Origin of the sequence: Yinghuangia sp. YIM S10712 (assembly GCF_051388935.1) — a bacterium.
Lineage (GTDB): Bacteria > Actinomycetota > Actinomycetes > Streptomycetales > Streptomycetaceae > Yinghuangia.
Genome location: NZ_JBPKBI010000006.1, coordinates 144,506 through 170,136, shown reverse-complemented (window position 1 = coordinate 170,136; position 25,631 = coordinate 144,506). Strand labels below are relative to the sequence as shown.

The following is a 25,631-nucleotide window of genomic DNA, read 5'->3' as shown; positions in this document are numbered from 1 at the left end:
CTCGCGCCTTGGGGTTTCCTGCGTCGTCGCCGACCGCCCTGCCCGGAATGCTCCGCCCAGGTCTTACACCGGCTCCACAAGCCGACATCGCCGGCCCGGCGGCCAAACACAAAGTAGTGCCCTCGTCGCGTGAAGAACAAATCTGCGACGCGCCGCGCTGCACTGTGCCGGGTTTGTGCGGTTCCGCAGAACTCCGTTTCCTCCCCCGCGTGACGGCGGGGTACCCACAAAGGAATCAGATGAAGATCGGCGACCCCGTCGTCACCACCACGAACATCGAAGGCTGGACCAAACCCTTTGTTCCGCAGAACACCGAGGGCGTCGTGACGGAGGTCGACTACCGCGGCCTCGCCGTGTCGTTCACCCTCCCCGGCATCCTCGGCGGCACCCGGCAGGTCACTGTGGTGGTCAGCCCGGATCAGGTCGAACTGCTCAACTGACACGGCCACTTCGGACCGCGTCGTCGGGAGTTGTCGCGAGTCGTCGTCAGTCGGTGTCGTCGTCGTCCTCGACCGTGGCGTGCAACTCGGTCGTCGCCATGTCGTCCACGAAGCGGCCCAGCAGCACCGCGAACGCGGCGCGGTCTTCCTCGCTCCACTTCGACAGCATCTCGTTGAGGTGCTGGTCCATGACGGACGTGAGCCGCCGCCGCACCGCGTCGCCGCGCGGCGTCAGCGAGACCAGGCTGACGCGGCCGTCGTCGGGGCTGGGCGAGCGCTTGACGTAGCCCTCGCGTTCGAGCTGGCCGACCTGTCGCGCGGTGGCGCCGGGGTCCATGTTGGTCAGCCGGGCCAACTCGCCCATCGGCAGCGGGCCGACCTTCTTGACGCGGCGGAGCAGGACGTACGCGGGCTGCGAGATCGTGGCCCCGGCGACGGCTGCCTGGCGTGCGTAGACCCGGCGGCTGGCGTGACGGCGCAGGAGGGCTTCCAGCGCCCGCTGGATCGCCTCGACATTGTCAGTGGAGTTCACGTGGGCCATCGTACCAGTACTTGACTCCGTCAATATAATCTTGTGAGCGCCCGGCCTTGGCGTGTTTCGCGGACCGCCGTACCGGCCGGGCGAAATCCCGGCGGCCGTCCCGGTCTCGACGCACGCAACACAACCGGGACGGCCTGTCGGCGGCGGTACGCCGGATCACCTGACGCCGTCCGTTGCACCGGAATTCAGGTGCTCCGGGGAAGAATATTCACGGTGACTGTGACAGCGGGCGCCCGGTCACACAAGGGCAACAGGATTGATGGGACTTCCCGTTGCCCCCGTGACCGGCAGCGGCGACACCGACAAAAGGCACGCGTGCGTCCCCGCCTCCGCCATACCGCTTGCGAGATCCGTGAGCCACAAGTGCTCCATCAGCGGCAGCCCGAGCTGGACCAGCAACGCGATGTGGACCGTCAGGAAGACCCCGTTGTCGAACGGCATGACCTCGATCGCGCTGTTGTCCGCGCCGACCGCGGCGATGTCGTGGTCGCGGATGAACGACACCGAGTCCCGCGTCAAACCGGCCTGCGCGTATACCGGTTCGCGCCCTGCCCGGGTCTCGGCAAGCCAGTAGTCGATGTAGCCGGTGCGGACCAACAACACGTCGCCGGAACGCATTTCGACGTCCTGCGCAGCGGCGCAGCCGGCCAGGTCGGCGCTGGTTATGGGGTATCCGAGCTCCAGCCGCTCGACGCCCTGGTATCGCGGCAGGTCGAGCAGCACGGCACGCGCCGTGAACGCCCCGATCTTCTCGATACCGCAGCGCTCGGCGCCCGTGCGGGTGCGGAACGTCGCCGCGTCGAAACCGTTGTAGAACTTGCCCTGGTGCTGCACATGGCACAGCGCGTCCATGTGCGTGATGCTGTGCGACGCGAGGACCAGCACGTCCTCATAGGACCTGACGTCCTCGCCGCCCTCTCTTCCCATGCCCATGTCGTCGGTGTGGTCGCTGAGCGTCAACCGCTGCGGCGCGCCCCGGTGCGGGAAGACCGGCACGCCTTCGCGCTGAATCGGCAGGCCCAGCGCGTACGACCGGCCGGTCCGCACCTCCCGGGCCGCCGCCGCGACACCCGCGGGGTCGATCAGGTTGAGTGCGCCGCGTTCGTCCTCCGCACCCCAACGCCCCCAGTTGCCCGTGGTGTTCGCCGTGTCCGTCGCCGTCTGGTCTGTCATCTGTCCCGCCGATCCCGTCGTCTTCGCCCGGCCGCCGTGAAGCTGCCGTTGCTGCCGTGAAAATCCCCCGTGGGGGCTGCCTCTGCCGTCCGCCGCCGAGTCCATCGCAGTTCCGCGGCGGAAACGGGGTTCAGAATGCCAGCACTCCGCGCGCGATGCGGCCGTGGTGCATGTCGTCGAGAACGTCGGTGAATCGATCCGACGGATAAACCTTCGACACCAGTGCGTCGAGGTCGAACTTGCCTTGCCGGTAAAGCTCGACGATTGTGCGGATGTCCTCGTGCGGACGCACGCCGCCGGCCCGCGTTCCGAGGATTCCCCGGTCGCATTGCAGCAGATTGGCGATGCGGATACTGGCCGTCGCGGTCTGGGACGGCTGGCCGACGGCTATCAGCGTGCCGCCCCAGTCCAATGCCTCCAGGGCGTTCTCCAGAACCGCCGGAACCCCCGTGCACTCGAATATCCAGTCGACACCGCCCGCACCGAACACGCCGACTTTCGCCTCGCTGCTGTACGGGAACAGCGTCCGGATCTCATCGGCGACATCGACGCCTTTGCCGGCGTGCACGAAGTCCGTCGCCCCGAACTGCCGTGCCAGGTCGAACTTCCCGGGGACCGTGTCGACGCCCACGACGCGGCCGGCGCCCTTGAGCCGCAGCGCCTGCACCGCCGACAGCCCCACTCCGCCGAGACCGATGACCGCGGCGCTCTGCCCGGGCAGCACGTTCGCGCGGTTGAGCACGGCCCCGGCTCCGGTCACCACACCGCACGGCACCAGGCACGCCGACGTCAGCGGCACGTCCTCGGGGATCGTGACGCACTGGATCTCCTTGACGACGGTGAGCTCGGCGTACGTCGACGCCCCCGCGAAGTTCCAGACCGGCTCGCCGCCGAGCGAAAAGGGGGTGCTGCGGTTGCCGAGCGTCTGGCGGCAGCGGTTGGGGTGCCCGGTCTGGCAGTAACGGCACATGCCGCACGCCGCGATCGTGGTGATCACGACGTGGTCGCCGGGTCTGACCGCGCTCACACCCGGCCCGACGCGCTCCACGACTCCCGCGCCCTCGTGGCCGAGCACCGCGGGGACGGGCCACTCGATGACCCCGTTGAGTACGCTCACGTCGCTGTGGCACACACCGGTCGCCGCGATCCGCACCAGCACCTCGCCCGCCTGCGGGGCACGGACGTCGATGTCGTCCCTGGTCTCGACACCTTTGTCCGTGTGCAGGATCGCTCGCATGTACGTCTCCTCGTGACCGCTCGGTGCCAGACGTGTCTTCCGGTGTCTTCCGGGTGTCTTTCGGTTCCAGGCGGGTCCCGGGTGACCCCGTCCGATTTAGCCATCGGGTCGGATAAGGGTCAAGGGAGGAGAGAGGCGCACTTCCCGGGGATTCCGCCCGGGGAACGCGCCGGATATTGAGTCGACCCTTCATTCGCCGCTCAGCCGATTCTCAGAATCCGGGCGGAAGCTCGACGCCATGGACACCACACACCGCACCCCTGGTCAGGAACCGCACGCGAATGCCTACGGGACGGATGGGGCTTCCGAGGCCGCCGCGCCGGGAGAGCCCGCCGCGCACGAGACGCCCACGTACGAGGCGCCCACGTACGAGGCGCCTGTGTACGAAGGCAACCAGCACTGGGCCACCGGAACCTTCGCCGCCGAAGCGCCCGCACCCCCCACGGCCCCTCCCCCGGCCGCGCCCGGCCATGCCCGCGGCAAGGGCAGGAAGCGGCGCGGGGTGGCCCTCGTCGTCGCGGCGGCACTCGCCGCGGGGCTCGTCGGCGGCGCCGCGGGCGGGCTCATCGGCAACGCCGTCGACGACAGCCCCGCCGCGGTGTCGGTGTCCGCCGACTCCGGCACGACCCCCGTGCAGTCGGCATCGGACCAAAGCCTCACGGGAGTGTCGGCGGTCGCCGACGCCGTCCTGCCGAGCGTCGTCGAGATCACCGTGCAGACCCGGCGCGGCTCCGGCACCGGCTCGGGGCTGATCCTGAGCGAGGACGGCAGGATCCTCACGAACGCCCACGTCGTCGCGGACTCCGACGGCGGCACCATCACCGTGACCTTCTCCGACGGCCGCACGGCCACGGCCACGGTCGTCGGCTCCGACAGCGCGAGCGACCTCGCCGTCATCGAGGCCGAGAACGTCAGCGGCCTCAAGCCTGCGTCTCTCGGCGACTCCGACACGGTCGCGGTCGGTGACACGGTCGTGGCGATCGGCTCGCCCGAGGGCCTGACCGGAACAGTCACGTCCGGCATCGTCAGCGCGCTCAACCGCGACGTCGAGGTGCCGTCGTCCGAGGGGAGCCAGAACACCTCCCCGTTCTCACCGTACGGCTCCGCCGCGAGCACCGCCCAGACCACCACCTACAAGGCCATCCAGACCGACGCGTCGATCAACCCCGGCAACTCCGGCGGTCCGCTCCTCGACATGAACGGCCAGGTCATCGGCATCAACTCGGCCATCTACTCGCCCACTTCCGGCGCACTCGGCACCGAGGCCGGCAGCGTCGGGCTCGGCTTCGCGATCCCGATCAACCAGGTCAAGACGCTGCTCGCCGACTTGGAGTCCGGCACGTCGGCGTGACAGCGTCGGCGGCGGCGGGCACGATCGCCGACGTCCGGGCCGAAGACCGGTGAGGCCCTCCGGCCGACCGCGACATAACGTGACGTACAAGGATTCTTCTTGGCAAGGAGAGCAGCACTCCCATGAGCAACCCCGTCCCCGGGTCGCCCCAGGCGCGGATCCTCGTCGTGGACGACGAGCCCGCCGTCCGCGAGGCGCTGGAGAGCAGCCTGCGCTACGAAGGCCACTCCGTCGCACTGGCCGAAGACGGCCTGGCCGCGCTGGAGGCGGTTGAGCGCGGGGAGCCCGACCTGGTGATCCTGGACGTCCTCATGCCGCGCATGGACGGCCTGACGGCGGCCCGGCGGCTGCGCTCGCGGGGTGCAACCGTGCCGATCCTGATGCTGACCGCGCGCGACGCCGTCGGCGACCGGGTGACCGGGCTCGACGCGGGCGCGGACGACTACCTGGTCAAGCCGTTCGAACTCGATGAACTCTTCGCCCGGGTACGCGCGTTGCTGCGCCGAAGCTCGATGGCTTCCGGCGCGGCCGGGGGTAGGAAGGATGAAGGAGTCCTGGAATTCGCGGACTTGCGCATGGACACGCGTGCGCGCGAAGTCACGCGCGGCGGAACGCCGGTCGAGTTGACGCGCACGGAGTACACACTCCTCGAACTGCTCATGTCGCACCCGAGGCAGGTGCTGACGCGTGAACAGATCCTGCACAACGTCTGGGGTTTCGACTTTGAGCCGTCGTCGAACTCGCTGGACGTGTACGTGATGTACCTGCGGCGGAAGACGGAGGCCGGCGGCCGGCCCCGCGTCGTGCACACCGTGCGCGGGGTGGGGTACGTGCTGAGAGCACCGGAGGTTTCGTGATGCGGCGTCTCCCGCTCCGGGCGCGGCTGGCGCTGATGACGGCGGTCGCGGTGGCGGTCGCGGTGGCTGCTGCTTCGACGGCGTGCTGGTTCCTGACGAAGCAGCAGTTGATGTCGCAGATGGATCAGACGTTGCGGGAAACCATGGCGTCACCCATTCACCGCATCCTGGTGAACGGCCAACTCACCTGCGAGAGCTTCACATGGGACGGCGTCAACAACGCCGACCCGCCCGAGTTTCCCGGCAGATTTCCGGGAATGGGGCCCACCCGACCACTACAAACAACGCAGATTGTGCTTACCGACGGCTCCGGCTGTGCAGAGCCGACAGGCAGCCCCTATCCAGTCAGCCAAGCAGAGACCGACGTGGCACGTGGGCTTCGGAACGAAGTGATCCGCACCACAACTGCCGAAGACGGCACCCACGTCCGCGTCATCACGCGCCAAGCCCAACGCCTTCTCCTGCCGAACGGCGAGACCCAGAGTTTCGCCATCTCCGTTGCCCGCCCCCTCACCGAGATCGACGAATCCCTCGACAACCTCGCCCTCCTGCTCCTAGCCGTCTCCGGCATCGGTGTCCTGGGCGCCGCGACCACGGGCGTTCTCGTCGCCCGCTCTGCTCTCAAGCCGGTGGACAAATTCACCGACGTCGTCGAACACATCGCCCGTACCGAGGACTTGGACCTGTCGCTCCCCGTCGAGGGCAAAGACGAGATCACCCGGCTCTCCCGGTCGTTCAATGCCATGACCGGCGCCCTCAAGGCGTCCCGTGAACGGCAAACCGCGCTGATCGCCGACGCGGGCCACGAGTTGCGGACACCGTTGACCAGCCTGCGCACGAACACGGACCTGCTGCTGATGAGCGAGGAGCAGGGCCGTCCCCTGCCGGACGCCGACAAGCAGCGCCTGTTGCGCAACGTACGCGCCCAACTGCGGGAGTTGTCCGGGCTCGTCGGCAACTTGCTCGACCTCGCGCGGCCAGAGCGGGCACGCAACGCGCCCGCGCGCAGTGTCGTCGCATGGCACACCGTCGTCGAACACGCCGTGGAGCGGGCGAAGTTGCGCGGGCAGAACGTCGTCTTCGATGTCGGCCTCGAACCGTGGCACGTCAGTGGCGACGACCAGGAGCTCGAACGGGCCGTGCTCAACCTGCTCGACAACGCCGTGAAGTTCGGCCCGCCCGACGGAACGATCGAAGTTCGTCTGCACGAGGGCGAGTTGACCGTACGCGACCACGGCCCCGGCATCGACCCGGCCGACGCCCCGCACGTGTTCGACCGATTCTGGCGGTCCGCGAGCGCCCGCGCGCTCCCGGGTTCGGGCCTCGGGCTGGCGATCGTCGCGCGAACGGTCCACGAAAGCGGCGGCACGGTCGGGCTCGAACCCGCTGAAGGCGGCGGCACGTTGGCCCGCGTACGTCTGCCGGGCACGCGTACGGCGCCCGGGGAGTTCACCGACCACCCTGGCCCGCCTGCATAGCCCACCTTTGCCGAGCACGAGAAGTGCCATGCACAGGCACTTCTCGTGCTCGGGTTGCGGACGAGGACGAAGACACACATTCGGATGCCTTGACCGCGGCTTGGCTCACACGGTGTGGTCGCGACGCATCATGGTGTACAGCGGAGCTTCCGGCCACGGCCGAGACGGCCCAAGCGGCTTGTATCCCAAGGCATCCCAGAAAGCCACCGCTGCCGGAGCGTCCGGACGTTCGGTCAACGACGTTCGTTCCCCACGCCACGGGCTGACGAGCGCGGAATGCATGGCCCGCCCCAGGCCGGATCGGCGGTACGAGGCCCGAACGACGAATTCGATGATGACGAAGGTGCGTTCGCCAGTCTCGGCGGTGTCTTCCGGGGGCAGCGGCTCAAGCATGCCGGACCACCAACGCGAGCCTTCCGGGAGCGCCATCCCGTAGCCGAATCCGGCCGGGGTGCCGGCCACCGTCCGAGCGAGGACCGCAGCGAAGCCGGGCATGGCCATGTGCCGGGGGAACGTCTCACCGATCCAGTTCGCCACGTCTTCCGGGCCCTCGTTGTACGGCTCCTCCGCATAGACCTCCGCGTACAGGTCCCGGAGCACGCCCAGCCGTTCAGCCGCGCCGTCCGCCTCGAAACGTTCGAGCGACCATTCCGCATGCGTCATGCCGTCCCCTCCCGGGTCGCCGTACGGATCATGTCCACCGTGTCACGGGCAATACCCGCGTCAACAGGGTCCAGCGCCTTGGCGATCCGGCCGAGGCCGCTGTGAACACGCACGGACGCGATTTCCGGGAGGTCCGTGACGACCTGGTGGGTGTACCCGCAAGCTTCGTCGACGGCCCCCAGCCCGATCAGGGCCTCTGCGAGGGAGACCCGGTAGAGATACCCGTTTCGAACGAAGCCGTCTTCCCGGCTGTTGAGTGCGCCCCGTAGGCATGCGACAGCCGCAGGCAATTCCCCGGCGTCCGCGTGATTGCACCCCTGGGCGAAGGCCAGTTCCGCCGGTCCGTGGAAGGCGACCCATTCGGGGTCAGGGTCGCGGCGCGTGCGATCGAACGCGGATACGGCCGCATTCATCGCTGCCACGGACCCGGCACGGTCGCCCACCCGGCACAGCGCACGCGACTCCCGGCACTTCAACAGCGATGCCATAGCGGGACTGTCCGCTCCCCGAGCGTTGGTTCGCTGCGCCGCATGAAGGAGATGCAGCCCGTCACGCGGGCGACCATGGGAGATGTGCTGCAACGCCGTGGAGGCAAGCACCGTAACCCGAAGGTGTCGGCTGCCGACCATGTCGGCGACTGTCAGCGCCTCCCCCCAGTGAGCTAAAGCCTCTTGGTGCCGGCACGAATCGAAGGACAACCACCCGCACTGCTCCGACAACTCCCCGGCCACTTCTCGAAGTTGCAAGCCGATCGACTCGCCGTAGTCGGCGCCGTTGACCAAACGGCGCACTCGCGCGAGATGGCGCAGAGCGAGGGTGCGAACCTCACCCCCGCCGTAGGCGTCGTCGAGGGCATTCAGCGCCGCGACCGAGGCCCGGAGCTGCCCGACGTGTTCCGGGCCGACTCGCTCCCCGAGCTTGCCTGTCGGTAACGCCGGGAGCACGGGGAGGGCGGTCGTCGCCACCGCCGCTGACAAGAAGACGCGTCGGTCCAACGGGTCATCCTCCTCTATCAGTTCGAGACCGCCCGACCGGCGCATACGCCGTGTCTCAGCGACGGCACGTCGAAGCGTGTCGACTGGCACGCCCAGCGCCTCAGCGTGGTGCGGCAGCCAGAAGCGGCCGGGCAGGCGCTCTTCACGCTCCCATCGTGACACCGCGTTCCGGTCAACGGCAGTCCCGGACAGTCTCGCCAGCTCTTCCGCTTGCTCCGTCTGCGAGCGCTCCAGCCCAAGCCGCAGCCGTTTCAACAGTGGACCAATGGTCTCGTCGGTCATCGCGTAACGCCCCCGAGGATTCACAACCCGTCTAACGATTGTGTTGGCCAAGAGCAATCGCGTACGGCGAATGGGCCACAGATTGGCCCCTGGCACGGCTCCCTTCACGTATGAACGGCCCCTGATCCGGCTACTCCGCCCCCGCCCCTCCGGCGGGTTCACTCGTCCCACCAGGGGACGGGACCGGCCTGATTGGTCGGCGACAAGAAGGAGAGCACAATGGGCGACCACAGCGGACCGACGGACTACGGCAAGGACAAGCCGAGCCAGGACAGCCAGAAGCCGAAGCCCGACAGCGGCAAGCACAAGAAGGACGAGGGGAAGTGACGTCTCCCGACTCGCGCACCAGCGCCGAGATGCTCGCGGCGTCGGTCGCGCGACAGGTTCCCGACCTCGATCCGGTCTGGCGTCAGGCCATGGCCAACGTGCCCCGGCACCTGTTCCTGCCGGATCGGATCTGGTTGGACGACACCGCCGTGGACAAGGGCAGCGAGCCCTACACGTGGTGGAAGGCCGCTTACGACGACCAGCCGGTGACGACCGCGGTGGACGGGTCACCGGGTCGAGAGACCCAGGGGACATCGTCCGCATCGCAGCCGACCGTGGTTGCGCGGATGCTCCGGTTCCTTGACCCGCGCGAGGGTGGTCCGTTCCTGGAGATCGGGAGCGGTACCGGTTGGAACGCCGCTCTCATCGCGTACGCGACCGGGGCCGAGGTCACCACGATCGAGATCGACCCGGCGTGCGCCGAGTCGGCCCGGCGCGCGTGCGCCACAGCCGGAGTAAAGGTCCGGATCATCACAGGCGACGGGTCGGCCGGCCACAAGGCACACGCGCCGTACGGGTCGGTCATCGCGACGTGCGCCGCGTACGGCGTGCCCCGTGCGTGGGTCGAGCAGGTGCGCGTGGGCGGGACGATCGTGCTCCCGTGGGATTCGTCGTGGGTCGGGTACGGCACCGCCGTTCTGACGAAGAGACAGGACGGAGGAGCCGAGGGCCGGTTCGCAGCATTCGGCGCGTTCATGCCGCTGCGGCACAGTGAGGGCTACGACGACGCCTTGCCCGACGTCGACCAGGACGCCGAGGCACACGAGGCGACGAGCAGCCTCCCGCCGTGGGCTGTGAAGGCCGACGAGCCCGAGGCAGCGTTCGCCATCGGTGCGCGGCTCCCCGGTTACCAGTTCCTCAGCGCACGGAACAAGGACCCGGAACCGGGCGACTGGTGTTGCTCAACCCGCGTGATCGACCCGACTGGCGCCAACTGGGCCGACATCACGCACGACCAGGGCGCGGACGAGGGTCCGTTCCGGGTGACCGCCCACGGCGAGCGCAACGTCTGGGCGGACATCGAGGCCGCATACGAGTGGTGGACCGCCGAAAGCAAACCGACGCCGGACCGGTTCGGACTCACAGTCGAGCCCGGCGGGACCCAGCAAATCTGGTACGACGAGCCCGGCGGCCCGTCGTGGCCGCTCCCGGCCGCGTGACCGCGACGCAACCAACTGCCCTCTGGTCCCTCCTGTCGCAGGGGGGACCAGAGCACCCGCATGCTCGATCCGTGCCTGTCACGAGGGTCAACAGCGGTCAAAGTAGGTCGCTCTCGAAGAACGCCCAGGTAGCGGCCCGAGAGGCGCCACGTGCCCGGCTCTCGAACCCGCCGAGGGCGGCGGCACGTTGGCCCGCGTACGTCTGCCGGGAACAGGGATGGCCCCGGGCGAGGTGAACTCGCGGTAGCACGCGCTGTCCGAGCCAGTCAACGGGGAGTGCCGTGTAGCACGGGAATGGGTCGGTTACCTAGAGTGGGCGCTCTGCTGAGGGGAGCCCGCTCCATGACGCCTCGCGCGACCGGCAACAAACCCGCTGCCGGAACGCCCGCCACCGCACCGTCCGTGACCGCACCGAGCGTCAACACCCTGGGAACGGCAGCCCCGACGGGGGTTCCGGCCACGGCCGGGCGCGCCAGTAGGGTGCCGCGTTCGACGCCGCAACGGGTTCGGCTGCTGGCGTTGTTCTTCGTCGTCACGGTTGTGCTCGCCGCCGTCGCGTCGTGGGTGCGTGTCGATCGTGCGGGTGACGAAGCCGATGCCTTGCACGACCGCCACCTGCCTGCCGTCGTCGCGCTCGAACAGGTCGCCGAGGCGTTGACAGAGGCGGATCGCGCGGCGGCGCGGGCGCTGGTGTCCGGGTCGTTTCCTTTGACGGGCCCAGGAACGGACTACCAGGAGGCCGTCAAGATCGCCGGGCAGGCGCTTGCCGATGCGCGGGAACGCCTCGGTGAATCGCGCTCCGCGCTGCCGCAACTGAGGGCTGTGGACGGGCTGATCATCGAGTACACCGGCCTCGTCGGTGTCGCACAGTCGGGCGGCGAGGGTCCGCTTGCGGTGGCCGGGATCGTGTACGCCTCCGACCTGTTGCATGCGGAGAACACCGGAATCCTCGCGCGGCTGGGCGAGTTGCGGGACACCGAGCTCGCCGCGATGCGCGACGGCCGGGACGGCTTCTGGACGTCGTCCACCGCAACCGTGCCCTTCTGGCTGTGTGCGGGCGCCGCCTTCGTGGTGATCGTCGTGTCGATGGTCTACTTGCGGCGCCGGTTCCGCCGGCACCTCAACCCGCCGTTGCTGATCGCGCTGGTGGCGTTGTGCGTGTTGGTGGCGTGGGACGGTGTCAACGCGTCGCGGACGCAGGATCGGGTGAACGAGGCGGCCGGCGAGGGCGCGACGCGGGTCACCGCGTTGTGGCAGGCGCGTACCGACGTCCACCGCGTCGTCGGCGCCGAATCGCTGGCGCTCGTCACGCGTGGCCTCGGCCAGGACCATCGCGCCGAGGCGGACAAAGCGTTGCACGAACTCGGCACCGCAGGAGTGGCGTTGCCTCCGACGGCAGGGGCCGGGACGGACGTCGGCCGCGACATCGCCGCGATGCGGGACACCGTCGCCACCCTGCGCGCACGGGGTTTCGGGCCGGCACCCGACGACGACGCCGACCGGACGCCGCAAGACCCGGAGACAGTGAGCCTGTTGCTCGGCAACGACGCGACCGCGCTGACCGGTCTCGCCGTCCGGGCTGATACCGCCCTGACCTCCGCCGCCGCCGACGTCCGGCAGGACACCGAACGCAAGCTCGCCGAAGCCGGATCCGACCAAGGGCTGGGAACTGCCGTTCCGTTGCTGGCGGTGCTCATGGTCGGTGCGGGTGCGTGGGGGTATTGGCGCAGATTCGACGAATACCGGTCTGGGGGCTGAGTGGTGACGGTGCGTGGACTGGGCTGGGAGCGCGGAGGCCGACCGCGGCGGCGGACCGTCGGTCGGCGGCTGCGCCGAGGCGTCGCGATCGGCCTCGCAGCGGTGCTGTGTGCGACGGGCCTGGCCGCCTGTGCGGACGACGGCGAGGGCCCTGTCGTCACGGTGTTGGGCTCGTGGACCGGTGCCGAGGCCGACGCGTTCGCCGAAGTCGTCGCGCCGTTCGAGCGCGACACGGGCATCGATGTCCGGTACGAGGGGACCCGCGACGTCGACGCTGTGCTCGCCGCTCGGGTCGACGCCGACAACCCGCCCGACCTCGCGGCTCTTTCGTCACCCGGCGACCTGATCGGCTACGCCCGGACCAACAGGTTGAAGCCCCTCGACTCGGTGCCGGGCATCGCCGACAACGACCGGGCGTACGCGGCCGACTGGGCGACACTCGGTGAGGTCGACGGCGTTCGCGTCGCGGTCGTGGTGAAAGCCGCGCTGAAGAGTCTCATCTGGTACAACCCGGAGACCCTCGCCGCCCACAACCTCCGTCCGCCTGCCACGTGGGCCGAACTCACCGACACCGCGGAGGGGTTGGCTACGGCGGGCATTCAGCCGTGGTGCCTCGGACTGGCTTCCAGTTCGACGTCCGGGTGGCCCGGCACGGACTGGATCGAGGACATCGTGCTCGCCCGCTCCGGCCCGGCCGTGTACGACCGGTGGACGAACGGCGAACTCGCCTGGACCGCGCCGGAGATCCGCGCCGCGTGGGAGACGTGGGGCGAGCTCCTGGCCATCGGCCGTACGGGCTCCGGCGAGAACGCAACCGAGCAGGCCGGGCCTGCCGACCCGATGGCGGCGCTGTTGACCGGCTACGACCAGGCGGGCAAGGGCCTGTTCGCGTCGCCGCCCGGCTGCGGCCTGGAACACCAGGCGTCGTTCGCCGCGAACTGGTACCGCACAGCGGCAGCCGGGACGGGCTTCGACTTCACCGCCTTCCCGGTGTTTGCCGAGCCGGAAGCCATGCCCCGTACGGGAGTTCCCGCACGGGAGGTCGGCGGCGACGTCATGGCGATGTTCGACGACACGCCCCAGGCGCGGCAGTTGATCACCTATCTGGCCGGCGCCGAGGCGCAGACCCTGTGGGTGCGGGCGGGTTCACTCAGCCCGAACCGCAACGTCCCCCTCACCGCGTACGCGTCGGACCCCGTCACCCAGAAGATCGGCCGCTCGCTGGCCGAGGCCGAGGTAATCCGCTTCGACGCGTCGGACCGTATGCCGGGCCCGATGCGCGGGGCGTTTCACCGGGCGGTGCTGGCGTTCACCGCGAACCCCGCGAACCTCGACGCGATCCTGGCGGACCTGGAACAGGCCCGGCTTGCGGCGTACTCGTAGGGGCGGACGTCGTCGCCGCCGGGTCGACCGGGCGAAGGTCGGGGCCCTGCTACCACTGGTGGACCAGCACGTAGTGCAGGGACGAGGCCAGCGCCGTCTGGGCGAGGACAGCCGAGAGCCGGTCCCAGCCCGCGAGGGTGAAGTGCCCCATCAGCCAGAACGCGTAGATCCGGTCGTCGCACTGCCAGATCGCCCGGTGCCCTTCGAGCGTCGCGAACCTCCGGGCGCGCGGTGCCTCACCGCGGGCGAGGCGGGCCGCGTCGTCGGCGCAGCACTGAACCGGACGGGGCAGGATCGTCGGCGACGGCTGCCACAACGCGGTCGTGGTCGCGGGGCCGTGGTGCGGATCGAACAGGCAGGGAGCCGGGTACGCGCCCGAGGCGTCCGGGCCGAAGCGTCCGTGCGGTCCTGCGGGCAGGCAGGCGTACGCCTGGGCCAGTTGCGCGGTGAACCATCCGATGGGCGACGCGTCCAGGAACAGGTCGGTCGGGTCGGGCGCGGCGCGCAGCGAGTCCCGGACGCGCGCGGCGTCCGCCGTACGGGCCACCGCCGCGGCCGGCGATCCGTACTCGGCCACGCGCGCCTGGACCGTGGCCAGTTCGGCGTCCAACTCGTCGAACAGGCGCAGCAGCGCGGCGCGGCTCCGCGCCGTCTCCCGGGCGAGGTCGCGATCGGCGGCGAAGTCGGCGTCGTCGAAACCGGGGTCGTTGTCGTGGGTGAACACGGGCGTGCTCCTATGACGGTCGGTGGACAGGCGTGATGGGCGGAACCCCCGACGTGATGATGCCGTGTGCCGGTCGGGCGCGGACGGGCGACGTGGCCTCCGGCTCCGGCGATCCCCGGATGACCCTTACCGTGGGTGTTGCGGCGTTTCCTCCTCGTTGATCGCCCGGAGCCGGACCGCTTTCTCATCCGGCGTTAAGAATCGGCTCAGGCCCCTCCCAGTCCGCGCCCCGAGCGTGGGCGCATGAACCACTCGACAGCCCCCACGACGGCACCGGCCGCCGGTGCCCCCGCAGCCGAGCCACCCGAGGCCGCGCCGCCGACCCGCCGTCGGCAGCGACTGGTCGACGTGGTCGTGCCGGTCTACAACGAGCAGCACGTTCTGGAGCAGAGCATCCGGCGGCTGCACGACTATCTGCTGGCCGAATTCCCGTACGCCTTCCGCATCACCGTCGCCGACAACGCCAGCATCGACGACACCTGGGCGGTCGCGACGCGGCTGGTCCGGGAGTTGCCGCACGTGCGGGCCGTGCACTTGGACCTCAAGGGCCGGGGGCGGGCGCTGCGCAGGGTGTGGGCGGAGAGCGACGCGGACGTTGTCGCGTACATGGACGTCGACCTGTCCACCGACCTCGACGCGTTCCTGCCTTTGGTGGCCCCGCTGTTGAGCGGGCACAGCGATGTGGCGATCGGGACGCGGCTGTCCCGGGGATCGGCCGTCGTTCGGGGCCCCAAAAGGGAGTTCGTTTCCCGCACGTACAACCTTCTGCTGCGTACGACACTTGCCGCGCGTTTCTCTGACGCGCAGTGCGGCTTCAAGGCCGTCCGCACCGAGATCGCTCAGGCGCTGTTGCCGCTGGTCGAGGACGAGGCGTGGTTCTTCGACACCGAACTCCTCTTGCTGGCACAGCGTTCGGGGCTGCGCATCCACGAGGTGCCGGTCGACTGGGTCGACGATCCGGACAGCCGGGTGGATGTGGTCCGTACCGCGCTCGACGATCTGCGCGGCATGGCCCGGGTCGGGCGCCGCATCATGGGCGGCACGTTCCGGATCCCCGTGTCCCCGCGCACCCGCGAGTCGCATCTGCCCACCGGGATGCGCCGTCAACTCCCGCGCTTCGCCGTGGTCGGCGTGCTGAGCACGCTGGCCTTCATCCTGTTGTACGCGCTGCTGCGCACCGCGATGCCGGCGCTCGTCGCCAACGCCTTGTCGCTGCTGATCACCGCGATCGGCAACACCGCGGCGAACCGCCGCTTCACGTTCGGCGTGCGCGGCCGGTCCGACGCGTTGCGCCACCAGGCGCAGAGCGGACTGGTGTTCGTCATCGGCCTCGCGGTGACCAGCCTCGCGCTGGGCGCCCTGCACATGACCGCGCCGGGCGCGTCACGGGCGGTCGAACTGACCGTCCTGGTCGCCGCAAACGCGCTGGCCACGCTCGTCCGCTTCCTGATGCTGCGCGTGTGGGTGTTCCGGGCGAGCACGCATGCCGATGCCGGCGCGAAGGAAAACGCCGAGGCCGCACGTGATTTGGCTGCCGTCGGCGCGAAGAACGACCAAACCTCCGACTCCGACTCCCCCACCGAGGTCTCCTCATGACCACGATTCATCCCGAAGCCACGGTCGCCGCACCGGGGTTGACGACCTCCCAGGGTCTCCGTGACCGGGCCGTGCGGCTCGTGCGCGGCCGGGAGGCCGACCCCAGGTGGGTGCGCCCGTGCCTCCTGGGCCTGCTCGTCGTGACCGGGCTCCTGTACATCTGGACGCTCGGTGAATCCGGTTGGGCGAACTCCTTCTATGCGGCGGCTGTTCAGGCGGGCAGCGAGAGCTGGAAGGCGATGTTCTTCGGTTCGTCGGACGCGGCGAACTTCATCACCGTCGACAAGCCGCCCGCGTCGCTGTGGGTGATGTCGCTGTCCGCCCGCGTGTTCGGCATGAACTCGTGGAGCATGCTGGTGCCGCAGGCGCTTGAGGGCGTCGCGGCGGTGGGGCTGCTGTATCTGACGGTGCGTCGGCGGTTCAGTCCGGCGGCCGGCCTCCTCGCCGGTGCGGTCATGGCGCTCACGCCCGTCGCGGCGCTGATGTTCCGGTTCAACAACCCGGACGCCCTGCTGGTGCTGCTGATGGTCGCCGCCGCCTATGCGGTGCTGCGGGCGCAGGAGACCGCGTCCACGAAGTGGCTCGTGTGGGCAGGGGTTTTCCTCGGTTTCGGCTTCCTGACGAAGATGCTCCAGGCGTTCGTCGTGATCCCGGCGTTCGCGGTCACGTACCTGTTGTTCGCACCGACCGGGTGGTGGCGCCGCGTCCGGCAGTTGCTTGCGGCGGGCGCCGCGCTCGTCGCCGCCGCGGGCTGGTGGATCCTGACCGTCGAGCTGTGGCCGGCGTCGTCGCGTCCGTACATCGGCGGTTCGCAGGACAACTCGATCCTCGAACTCACGCTCGGCTACAACGGTTTGGGACGCCTCAACGGCGAGGAGACCGGAAGCGTCGGCGGTGGCATGCGGACCGTGACGGCTCCGGGAACCGAGCTCCCCCAAGGGATGGGGGGTGGCCCGGTACGTGCCGGCGGTCCCGGCGGTTGGGGCGAAACCGGTTGGGACCGGTTGTTCAACCCCGAGAACGGTGGCCAGGTGTCGTGGCTGATCCCCGCCGCGCTCGCCCTGCTCGTCGCCGGGCTGTGGGTGACGCGCAGGCGGAAGCTCGTCGACGGGCAACGTGCCGCGTTCGTGCTGTGGGGCGGCTGGCTGGTGACGACGATGGTGGTCTTCAGCTACATGCAGGGCATCTTCCACGCGTACTACAACGTGGCTTTGGCGCCCGCGATCGGCGCGCTGGTCGGCATGGGCGGCGTGCTGCTGTGGGAGAAGCGGCGTTCGTGGAAGGCCGTCGTGGCACTGGCCGTGACCGTGGGCCTGTCGACGTGGTGGGCGTACCGGCTGCTCGACCGGACACCCGACTGGCATCCGTGGCTCAAGTGGGCCGTGGTGGTGGCGGGCGCGCTCGGGGCACTCGCGCTGCTGGCGACGCTTCGGTTCGCCGGCCGCGTCGTGGCGGTGGCGGCCGGCGGGCTGACGCTGGCGGCCGTGCTGGCGGCGCCCGCGGCGTACACCGCGGAGACGGTCACGACGCCGCACACGGGATCCATCCCGAGCGCCGGACCGGCGGGTGTGGGCATGGGTGGGCCGCGCATGTTCACCATGGGCCCGGGCATGTACGCGACGGTCACCGGGCCCGGCATGATGCTCATCGGCCCCGGACCACAGCAGGGCGGTGACGGTCAGGCGCAGCAGCAGAACCCGGGCCAGGCACCCGCGCCGGGCCAAGGGGGCCAACCCGGTCAGCAGAACGGCCAGCAGGGACGTCCCGACGGCGGTCGGGGTGGCGCACCCCAGGGCGGCACCCCGCCCAACGGCACCACCACGGGCCCAGGCGGCGGCTACGGAGGCAACGGTGGCCCGGGCGGCCTGCTGAACGGCAGCAAACCCAGCAAGGAGATCACCGACCTTCTGAAGAAGGACGCGTCCGATTACACCTGGGTCGCTGCCGCGATCGGCTCCAACAGTGCGTCCGGCTACCAACTCGCCACCGGCAAACCGGTCATGGCCATCGGCGGCTTCAACGGCTCCGACCCGGCTCCGACGCTGGAGCAGTTCAAGGAGATGGTCGCCGACGGCAGGATCCACTACTTCATCGGCGGCGGCACGGGCATGGGCGCGCAGATGGGCGGCAGCAACGCGTCCCAGGAGATCAGCAGTTGGGTCACCGCGAACTTCACCTCGCAGGCCGTCGACGGCATCACGCTCTACGATCTGACACAGCCCAAGACGACCGCGACGGGCTGATCCGTCAGGGGTGTTGACGGGATCGCCGACAAGTCGGCGCGGGGAGCCGGGGAAGCCGGGGCCGCGGGCCTCCGCCTCCCCGGCTCTGCCGTGCGGCTCCTGTGAGGTCCGGGACGAAGCCGGGTTGCGGGCCGTTGGCGGGGCCGCGACCGGGGTGGACTCCGGGCGTTCCGTCGCGTGGCAAACGGGACGGACAGCCCGCCGAAGGCACGTCGGACCGCCATCCGGCGCGTATCGGCAAGCACGACGTTAAGCGGATGCTGTGCGGTTCGCTGGGCCGGTGGCGCACAATTGTCGGCTGCGGGTGCACCCGGCAACGGTGTCGTCGGTGGAAGCGCGAAGGGGTACGCGACTCCGGGGCGGCGGATGCGCCACCATCTTGCAGCGCAGGCATCTTGCGGGAGGGTGTGGGATGACGGTCGTCCTCGACACGGCGGAACTGCCGGTCGGTGAGCGGATGGACGCGGTCTACACGGCGATGCTGGACGCCGTCGCGCCGTGCTACGTGATCCACGAGGGGTCCGAGCAGTGCATCCATACGCGTATGGAGGAATGGCAGTTCGGCCGCGTCCGGATGCTGCGCACGGACTCGTCGGGGTTCCGGCTGGTACGCACCCCGCGCCAGTCGCGGCAGGACACGCCGCCGGTGATCGCGGTGTCCGTGCAGAGCCGCACCCCGGGGCGCCACGTGCAGCACGCGACCGAGCAACTGGTACCGCCCGGTGGGCTGATGGTCGCGGACCTGAGTGCGCCGTACGACTTCTCGTGGTCCGGGCAGGGCCGCAGCCACACGGTCCACGTGCCGCTCGACCGGCTCGGCGTCTCCCTCGATGTCGTACGCCGTGCCATGGGCAACCTCGCGCAGAGTCCGCTGTACCACGTGGTGGCCGACCACCTTCGCAGCCTGGCCGCGGACGCCGATCGGCTGGCCGATGACTCGGCGGCACTCGAACTGGGCGCGGCGACCACCGAGTTGACACGTGCCCTCCTGGTCTCGGCGGGGCGGGACGAGCGGCAGGCGCGGGCTGTGGTGGCGGAGACGCTGCTGACCCGGGTGCGGCAGTACGTCCGGCTGCACCTGACCGACCCCGGCCTGACGCCGGAGTCGATCGCCGCCGCGCACAACATCTCCTTGCGGTACCTGTACAAGATGTGCGCGCAGGCGGGTTTCAGCCTGCACGAGTGGATCATCGCCGAGCGACTGCGCGGTGCCCGGGACGAGTTGGCGGACACCGCGCCGACCGGGCGCACGGTCGCGGTGGTCGCGCGGCGCTGGGGGTTCACCGACCCGACGCATTTCGGGCGGCGTTTCCGCGCCGAGTTCGGCATGACACCGGGGCAGTGGCGGCGGCGGGCCGGCGGGCTCGGCTGACCGCCGCCCTCCTCAGACCCGCGCCGGGACGACCCGGCCCACCACCTCGCCGAATCCGACACGGGTGCCATCAGGACCGGGCGCGTACGCCCCGATGGCCACCTCGTCGCCGTCCTCAAGGAAGAACCGCCGGGAGCCGTCCGGCAGTTTGATCTCGTCGCGTCCGTTCCAGGTGAGCTCGATGAGCGCACCGCGCTGGTCGGGTTCCGGGCCGCTGACGGTGCCGGACGCGTAGAGGTCGCCGGTGCGCAACGAGGCGCCGTTGACGGTCAGATGCGCGAGCTGCTGCGCCGCGGTCCAGTACATGGTCCGGAACGGCGGCCGGGAGATGGGGTGTCCGTTGAGCCGGATCTCGATGTCCAGGTCGAGTGCGGCCGGTTCGCTGTCGCGGTCGTCGAGGTACGGCAGCGGTTCGACATCGCGTGCGGGCGGGGTCACCCAGGCGTGTGCGAGCGCGTCGAGCGGCACGATCCACGGTGAGACGGACGTCGCGAACGACTTGCCGAGGAACGGGCCGAGCGGCACGGACTCCCACGCCTGGATGTCGCGTGCGGACCAGTCGTTGACCAGGCACATCCCGAAGACGTGGTCGCGGAGGCCGTCGAGCGGCACGCGGTCGCCGAGCCGGGTCCCGGTGCCGACGACGAAGCCGACCTCGGCTTCGATGTCGAGCCGAAGGCAGGGCCCGTAGGTGGGCGACTCGTCGGCGGGGGCCTTGCGTTGACCGCAGGGCCGGACGATGTCGGTGCCGGAGACGACGACCGTGCCGGAGCGGCCGTGGTAGGCGATGGGCAGGTGCTTCCAGTTTGGGGTCAGCGGCCGGCTGTCCGGGCGGAAGATGCGGCCGACGTTGCTCGCGTGGTGCTCGGACGAGTAGAAGTCGACGTAGTCGGCCACCTCGAACGGGAGCCGGAGTACCGCGTTCCGGCTGCGGATCAAATGCGGTGTGACGATGTCGCGGTAGTCCGCGTCGGTCAGCCACGCGGTGATCTCGGCGCGCACGGTTGTCCACACCGAACGCCCGGCAGCCATGAGGGGATTGAGGTTCGGGGCGTCCAGCAGGGGGGTGTGGTCGGAGTCGGTGGCCTGCGCGACGGGGCTGACGTCGAGGATGTGTTCGCCGATCGCGACGCCGATGCGTGGGGAGGGGTCTTCGGTCGTGGTGAACACGCCGTACGGCAAGTTGTGGATGCCGAAGGGGTGTTCGCGCGAGGCCGGCGGCCAGGGGGAGGTCACGCGTGTTGCTCCTTGGGGTCGGTGGGCGGGACGACGAGGCCGAGTGCGATCAGGTCGCCCAGCGGCTCGGCGATGCTGCAACTGCCGAACGAGACGAAAAGCGAGCGGGCTTCGGGCTCCTGGGGCAGCATGCCGAGGACGTCCAGGAAGCCGTGGTGCGCGAACCCGGTGTCGGGGTCGACGTATGCCTTGGCGTGATGCAGGCCTGCGGTCAGCTTGAACGGCAGGCGACGCCGGACGCAGCCGTCGACGAACGCCGCGAGCCGCGCGGCGCTGGGGAACGCGTCGGCGGTGGTGCCTCCGGTCCGGAACTTCGCGCGGTGCCGGGTCTCGGCGATCAGGTCGAGATCGGCGTCGAGGCTGTCGCCGCCGGATACTTCGACGGCTCCGGCGAAGTCTTCGGGCACGTGCTCGTGGAAGGCGGCGACGATCTCGCCGGGCTCGCCGGCCGCTTCGACGCCGGCGAGCACGAGGCCGGGCGTCTCCATGACGGTCCGCACCGCGGGTCCCACGCCCGCGGCGCCGCCGGCGACGACCGCCACGACCCGCAACGGCTTGTCGGGGTCGGCAAGTTCGGCCAGTCCCGACAGGTGCGCGGTGCCGGCGACGAAGGGGCCGACGAGGTCGGAGTACCAGGCGGCGCGGTGTGCGCGGTGGGCCGCGACGGCATCCGGCAGGGGCAGGTTGCCGGGCGGGAAGAGCGCGGCGTCGTCGACGAGTCCGGCGAACAGCGGGGGGATCCGGCCTGGTTCGGTCATCGTCCCGGCCCCCGTCCCGCCCAGGTCCAGGCGTAGCCGTCGTCTTCCGCCGCAACGCCGCCCTCGCCGAGTTCCAGGGGACGGAACGTGTCGACCATGACGGCGAGTTCGTCGAAGAAGTCGACGCCGATGCTGCGCTCGTACGCACCTGGCTGCGGGCCGTGCGAATGGCCGCCCGGGTGCAGCGACACCGACCCCTGCCCGATACCGGAACCCTTGCGGGCCTCGTAGTCGCCGCCGCAGTAGAACATGACCTCGTCGGAGTCGACGTTCGCGTGGTAGTACGGCACGGGGATCGACAGCGGGTGGTAATCCACCTTGCGGGGAACGAAGTTGCAGATGACGAAGTTGCGTCCCTCGAACACCTGGTGTGCGGGCGGCGGTTGGTGGACCCGGCCGGTCACCGGCTCGAAGTCGGCGATGTTGAAGGCATACGGGTACAGGCAGCCGTCCCAGCCGACCACGTCGAACGGGTGGCGGGGGTAGGTGTAGCGGGTCCCGACCGGGCGGCCGTGCGGGCCGCGATGCTTGACCAGGACGTCGACGTCCTGGCCGTCGGCGGTCATCGGCTCCTCGGGGCCGCGCAGGTCGCGTTCGCAGTAGGGCGCGTGTTCGAGGAACTGGCCGCGCTGCGATAGATAGCGCTTCGCCGGCACGATGTGGCTGTCCGCCTCGATGCAGTACGCGCGCAGGGGTTCGTCGCCATCCGGCAGCCAGCGGTGCGTCGTCCCGCGCGGCACGAGCACGTAGTCGCCGCGCCCGACGGTCAGCGCGCCGAAAACCGTTTCGACGACGCCCCCGCCGGACTCGACGTACACGCACTCGTCACCGATCGCGTTGCGGTACAGCTCACTGGGCGCACCGGCCGCGACGTACGAGATGCGCACGTCGGCGTTGCCGAGCACGAGCCGCCGGCCGGTCACCGCGTCGGCGGTCTTCCACTCCTGCCCGGCGAAGAGGTCGTGGAGCCTCAGATGCCGCGGCTTGAGCGGGTGGTTGGGCGTCGTCGCCTGGTCCGGCGGCTCCCACACCTCCGCGGCGGCGATCGCGGACGGCAGATGCCGGTGGTAGAGCAGCGACGAGTCGGACGAAAAGCCCTCCTCGCCCATCAACTCCTCGTAGTACAGCCCCCCTTCGGGGGTCCGGTGCTGCGTGTGCCGCTTCGGCGGCACGGCCCCCAGTCGCCGGTAGTACGCCATGGCTCACACCTTCGTCTCTGTCACGGTCGCCGTCACGGACGCGGTCGTGTCCGCCTCGCGCCTCTGTGGCGTCCCGTTCCCTGGCCCGAAGCGATCCATTCGGCAGGCGCCTTGTGGCCCGGCAACCGCGAGGACGCCTTGGATCAGCGCCGGGCGTAGGTGATGCCGGCGATGTCCCAGCGCGGTGTCTGGGCCGCCCAGCGAGCGCGAAAGGCCTGCCAGTCGTGGGTTTCGCGGGGGGACCACGCGGCTTCGGCGGCGGACAGGAGCCGGGGGAAGACGAGGTATTCGGCGTCGGCGACGCCGCCGACGGTCTCGGTCCACAGCGCGGCTTCGACGCCGATGACCGACTCCTCCGGCACGCCCGGCACGTTGGTGGCCGGGTCCCACGCGTACGACTGTTCGACATCGACGAAGCCGGCCCACTTCGTTCCGAGCCGTTCGCCGGGCGCGTAGGCCATGTCGAGGTAGACGTGGTCGGCCGGGGCCACCACCACCTGCGCGCCGACGCGTGCCGCGCGTGCGACCGCTTCGGCGTCGCGCGCGTCGGGGCGCCAGTACTCCACGACCGCGCCCGGCACCGGCGTGGCGTCCGCGAGCTGGTTCCACGCCATGACGCGTTTGCCGTGCCGCACGACGATCTGCTGCGCGCGGTCCATGAAGGCCGCGTACCGCTCCGCCGAAAGGGTGTGGGCCTCGTCGCCGCCGATGTGCACGTACGGTCCCGGGGTCAGTGCGGCGATCTGGCCGATGACCTGGTCGAGAAAGGCGTAGGTCTCCTCGCTCTCGACGCACAGCGCACTGAAACCGACCTGTGTGCCGGTGTAGGGCTCGTACGTCTTGCCGTCGCACCCGAGCTCGGGGTACGCCACCAGGGCCGCGTTCGTGTGGCCCGGCATGTCGATCTCCGGGACGACGGTGATGTGGTGCTCGGCCGCGTACGCGACGACGGCGCGGTAGTCGTCCTGCGTCCAGAACCCGCCCGGACCGCCGCGGGCCTGCGTGGCGGCGCCGATCTCGGTCAGCCTCGGGCGCCCTTCGATCGCGATGCGCCAGCCTTGGTCGTCGGTGAGGTGCAGGTGGAGGTGGTTGAACTTGTAGCGGGCGAGGTGGTCGACGAAGCGGCGTACCTCCGCCGGGGTGAAGTAGTGCCGCGCGATGTCGAGCGAAAGACCGCGGTAGGCGAAGCGCGGCCGGTCGGTGATGCTGCCGCCGGGCAGGGCCCACGGCACGCCGGTCACGCGGGTCGGCGACTCGATCTGCGGCGGGAGCAGTTGCCGCAGCGACTGCACGCCGTGGAAGAGCCCCGCGGGCTGCGCGGCCCGCACGGTGACACCGTCCGGGCCGATGTCGAGGCGGTAGCCCTCGGGGCCGTCGGCGGCGCCCGGTTCGATCACCAGCGCTATGTCGGAGGCACCGCCGGAGCCCTTTTGCACGGGGAGGTCGAACCCGGTCGCGGGCCGCAGCAGCTTGGCAAGATACTCACCGGTCCGCGCGGCCTCGGCGGAGCCCGGAGCGGTGCGTATGCGGGCCTTCGCCGTCAGCGCCCAGTCCGCGCCCGCGGCGGGCTGCGCTCGCACGGGCGCGGGAACCAGGTCGCTCAACCTCGTGCTCGCTGACACCGGCAACCGCTCCTCGCTCGTGGACGACGGCGACGACCGCGCCGAGCCGCCGCTCCCCGACGAGCCTCCCGTCAGCCACGAGACGACGCCCCACACACCGGCCCCGAACAGGGCCAGCGCGACGATGACGACCAGGAGCCGCGCGGCCGGAGTACGCATGGGACTGGACTCCCGGGGTGCAGGAAGAGCAACTGGCCCGGCCAGCGTAATGCGGGTGCCGGGCCCGCCGCCCGCCGGGGAAGGCGGTTGTGCGGCGGTCCGGCACGTACGCGCGCGGCTCTCCCCCTCAGCTCACTGCACGGCCGTCAGGCGGACCTCCAGAGTCGTCCACGCGCCGACGTGGACACGGTCCCCGTCCCGCAGGGGGACCGGGACGTTGATCTCTATGGCCTCCTCGCCGTCGTTGATGGTCGTGCCGTTCGTCGAGCCGGGGTCGACCAGTTGCAGGCCGCCGTCGGGGCCGCGCATCAGCACGATGTGCAGGTGGGAGATACCCGGGTCGGACGGCGGGCCCGAGAGGTCGATGTCGATCTCGTGGCGCCCGGACGCGCCTTCGCCCGAGCGGCGGCGCCCGACGCGGATGACGTCGCCGTGCAGCGCGACCTCCCACGCGACGGGGTACGGCGGGAAACGCATCGCGTGCGCGTCCGGGCCGCCCTGGGCGACGACGCGGTTGAAATACCCTTCGTCCGCGGTGACTTGCAGCGTCCACACATATTGCGGCTGGTGCTGCGGTGGGCCGGGCGGTGGCGGCGGGACCACCACGGGTCCCGGGCCGATGACCGTGCCGTGATTGAAGCCGTCGTCACGGTAGGACGGGTCGTTATACGACGGGTCGGTGTAACCGGGGTCCGTGGGCGCGTAGGTCTGCGGGTCGGCGGGCGGATAAGGGTAAGCCGTCCCCGGCACGTCGTACGTCGTCTGGCTCGGCACGGACCTGCTCGACTGGTCGGGGTAGACCGGCTCGGGGTAGGCGTAGCCGGGCTGATCGCCGGGGTTGTACGCGCTGGGGGGCTCCGGCTGGGGCGCCGCGTAGGCGGGCCCGATCGGTGTGGACACCGTGGCGAAGTCGAACCGGCACGCCTCGCAGAACCGGGCGTTGCCGTTGCGGCTCGTCCGGCACATCGGGCACAGCTCCGCCGGGCTGCTCTCCTGCGCGATCGGCCGCCCGCACACATCGCAGAAGGTGACGTCGATCGATTCGTGGCCGCGCGGGCATATCGCCATGTCGGCGCC

The 25,631-nt window shown here is 70.3% G+C and carries 21 protein-coding genes; 10 read left to right on the top strand and 11 right to left on the bottom strand.

Annotated features, from left to right (window positions below; all coding sequences use genetic code 11):
* Nucleotides 1–239 precede the first annotated feature (239 nt).
* Nucleotides 240–440, top strand: a complete 201-nt coding sequence (locus tag ACRX5W_RS15805) for a hypothetical protein (RefSeq protein WP_436788762.1) — start codon at nucleotides 240–242, stop codon at nucleotides 438–440.
* 46 nt (nucleotides 441–486) lie between these two features.
* On the opposite strand, the gene ACRX5W_RS15800 is transcribed toward ACRX5W_RS15805, so the two are convergent.
* From ACRX5W_RS15800 to ACRX5W_RS15790, 3 genes are all read right to left on the bottom strand, one after another.
* The gene (locus ACRX5W_RS15800; protein WP_436788761.1) at nucleotides 487–972 is read right to left on the bottom strand and encodes a MarR family winged helix-turn-helix transcriptional regulator; all 486 of its coding nucleotides are present in this window, start codon (nucleotides 970–972) and stop codon (nucleotides 487–489) included.
* Between the two features lie 246 nt (nucleotides 973–1,218).
* Complete coding sequence (locus ACRX5W_RS15795; RefSeq protein WP_436788760.1) at nucleotides 1,219–2,154, bottom strand: cyclase family protein; 936 nt, start codon at nucleotides 2,152–2,154, stop codon at nucleotides 1,219–1,221.
* 130 nt (nucleotides 2,155–2,284) lie between these two features.
* Nucleotides 2,285–3,391 carry an alcohol dehydrogenase catalytic domain-containing protein gene (locus ACRX5W_RS15790; RefSeq protein WP_436788759.1) on the bottom strand — a complete coding sequence of 369 codons (1,107 nt, stop codon included), beginning with the start codon at nucleotides 3,389–3,391 and terminating at the stop codon, nucleotides 2,285–2,287.
* A gap of 238 nt (nucleotides 3,392–3,629) precedes the next feature.
* Here ACRX5W_RS15790 and ACRX5W_RS15785 point away from each other — a divergent pair, with 238 nt between their 5' ends.
* From ACRX5W_RS15785 to ACRX5W_RS15775, 3 genes are all read left to right on the top strand, one after another.
* Complete coding sequence (locus ACRX5W_RS15785) at nucleotides 3,630–4,742, top strand: S1C family serine protease (protein ID WP_436788758.1); 1,113 nt, start codon at nucleotides 3,630–3,632, stop codon at nucleotides 4,740–4,742.
* A 122-nt stretch (nucleotides 4,743–4,864) separates the two neighbouring features.
* Nucleotides 4,865–5,599 carry a response regulator transcription factor gene (locus ACRX5W_RS15780; protein WP_436788757.1) on the top strand — a complete coding sequence of 245 codons (735 nt, stop codon included), beginning with the start codon at nucleotides 4,865–4,867 and terminating at the stop codon, nucleotides 5,597–5,599.
* On the top strand, nucleotides 5,599–7,077 hold the full coding sequence (locus ACRX5W_RS15775; RefSeq protein ID WP_436788756.1) for a HAMP domain-containing sensor histidine kinase: 1,479 nt from the start codon (nucleotides 5,599–5,601) through the stop codon (nucleotides 7,075–7,077). The genes ACRX5W_RS15780 and ACRX5W_RS15775 overlap by 1 nt, the downstream gene beginning before the upstream one ends.
* Nucleotides 7,078–7,182: 105 nt before the next feature.
* On the opposite strand, the gene ACRX5W_RS15770 is transcribed toward ACRX5W_RS15775, so the two are convergent.
* Both ACRX5W_RS15770 and ACRX5W_RS15765 read right to left on the bottom strand, forming a co-directional pair.
* Nucleotides 7,183–7,740, bottom strand: a complete 558-nt coding sequence (locus ACRX5W_RS15770; protein WP_436788755.1) for a GNAT family N-acetyltransferase — start codon at nucleotides 7,738–7,740, stop codon at nucleotides 7,183–7,185.
* Nucleotides 7,737–9,017: a hypothetical protein gene (locus tag ACRX5W_RS15765; RefSeq protein ID WP_436788754.1), complete on the bottom strand. Its 1,281-nt coding sequence runs from the start codon at nucleotides 9,015–9,017 to the stop codon at nucleotides 7,737–7,739. The genes ACRX5W_RS15770 and ACRX5W_RS15765 overlap by 4 nt, the downstream gene beginning before the upstream one ends.
* A 323-nt stretch (nucleotides 9,018–9,340) precedes the next feature.
* Between ACRX5W_RS15765 and ACRX5W_RS15760 the strand changes: the two genes are divergently transcribed.
* From ACRX5W_RS15760 to ACRX5W_RS15750, 3 genes are all read left to right on the top strand, one after another.
* Nucleotides 9,341–10,504 (top strand): methyltransferase domain-containing protein, encoded by a 1,164-nt coding sequence (locus ACRX5W_RS15760; protein ID WP_436788753.1) that lies wholly within the window; start codon nucleotides 9,341–9,343, stop codon nucleotides 10,502–10,504.
* A gap of 342 nt (nucleotides 10,505–10,846) precedes the next feature.
* Complete coding sequence (locus tag ACRX5W_RS15755) at nucleotides 10,847–12,262, top strand: hypothetical protein (RefSeq protein WP_436788752.1); 1,416 nt, start codon at nucleotides 10,847–10,849, stop codon at nucleotides 12,260–12,262.
* 3 nt (nucleotides 12,263–12,265) lie between these two features.
* Nucleotides 12,266–13,645 carry an ABC transporter substrate-binding protein gene (locus tag ACRX5W_RS15750; RefSeq protein WP_436788751.1) on the top strand — a complete coding sequence of 460 codons (1,380 nt, stop codon included), beginning with the start codon at nucleotides 12,266–12,268 and terminating at the stop codon, nucleotides 13,643–13,645.
* Nucleotides 13,646–13,694: 49 nt separating this feature from the next.
* On the opposite strand, the gene ACRX5W_RS15745 is transcribed toward ACRX5W_RS15750, so the two are convergent.
* Nucleotides 13,695–14,369 carry a hypothetical protein gene (locus ACRX5W_RS15745; RefSeq protein WP_436788750.1) on the bottom strand — a complete coding sequence of 225 codons (675 nt, stop codon included), beginning with the start codon at nucleotides 14,367–14,369 and terminating at the stop codon, nucleotides 13,695–13,697.
* A 243-nt stretch (nucleotides 14,370–14,612) separates the two neighbouring features.
* Here ACRX5W_RS15745 and ACRX5W_RS15740 point away from each other — a divergent pair, with 243 nt between their 5' ends.
* The 3 genes from ACRX5W_RS15740 to ACRX5W_RS15730 all read left to right on the top strand — a co-directional run bounded on the left by ACRX5W_RS15740 (nucleotide 14,613) and on the right by ACRX5W_RS15730 (nucleotide 19,580).
* Entirely contained in the window at nucleotides 14,613–15,965 is a 1,353-nt protein-coding gene (locus ACRX5W_RS15740) for a glycosyltransferase (protein WP_436788749.1), read from the top strand.
* Complete coding sequence (locus ACRX5W_RS15735) at nucleotides 15,962–18,208, top strand: ArnT family glycosyltransferase (RefSeq protein ID WP_436788748.1); 2,247 nt, start codon at nucleotides 15,962–15,964, stop codon at nucleotides 18,206–18,208. The genes ACRX5W_RS15740 and ACRX5W_RS15735 overlap by 4 nt, the downstream gene beginning before the upstream one ends.
* Before the next feature lie 412 nt (nucleotides 18,209–18,620).
* The gene (locus ACRX5W_RS15730) at nucleotides 18,621–19,580 is read left to right on the top strand and encodes a helix-turn-helix domain-containing protein (protein ID WP_436788747.1); all 960 of its coding nucleotides are present in this window, start codon (nucleotides 18,621–18,623) and stop codon (nucleotides 19,578–19,580) included.
* Between the two features lie 12 nt (nucleotides 19,581–19,592).
* Here the strand turns inward: ACRX5W_RS15730 and fahA are convergent, their stop codons facing one another.
* The 5 genes from fahA to ACRX5W_RS15705 form a co-directional block, all read right to left on the bottom strand.
* Entirely contained in the window at nucleotides 19,593–20,816 is a 1,224-nt protein-coding gene (fahA, locus tag ACRX5W_RS15725; RefSeq protein ID WP_436788746.1) for a fumarylacetoacetase, read from the bottom strand.
* Nucleotides 20,813–21,574, bottom strand: a complete 762-nt coding sequence (locus tag ACRX5W_RS15720) for a hypothetical protein (RefSeq protein WP_436788745.1) — start codon at nucleotides 21,572–21,574, stop codon at nucleotides 20,813–20,815. The genes fahA and ACRX5W_RS15720 overlap by 4 nt, the downstream gene beginning before the upstream one ends.
* Complete coding sequence (locus ACRX5W_RS15715; RefSeq protein WP_436788744.1) at nucleotides 21,571–22,773, bottom strand: homogentisate 1,2-dioxygenase; 1,203 nt, start codon at nucleotides 22,771–22,773, stop codon at nucleotides 21,571–21,573. Before ACRX5W_RS15715 ends, ACRX5W_RS15720 begins: the two co-directional genes overlap by 4 nt.
* A 143-nt stretch (nucleotides 22,774–22,916) precedes the next feature.
* Nucleotides 22,917–24,554 carry a beta-N-acetylhexosaminidase gene (locus ACRX5W_RS15710; RefSeq protein ID WP_436788743.1) on the bottom strand — a complete coding sequence of 546 codons (1,638 nt, stop codon included), beginning with the start codon at nucleotides 24,552–24,554 and terminating at the stop codon, nucleotides 22,917–22,919.
* A gap of 132 nt (nucleotides 24,555–24,686) precedes the next feature.
* On the bottom strand, nucleotides 24,687–25,622 hold the full coding sequence (locus tag ACRX5W_RS15705) for an FHA domain-containing protein (RefSeq protein ID WP_436788742.1): 936 nt from the start codon (nucleotides 25,620–25,622) through the stop codon (nucleotides 24,687–24,689).
* Nucleotides 25,623–25,631 lie beyond the last annotated feature (9 nt).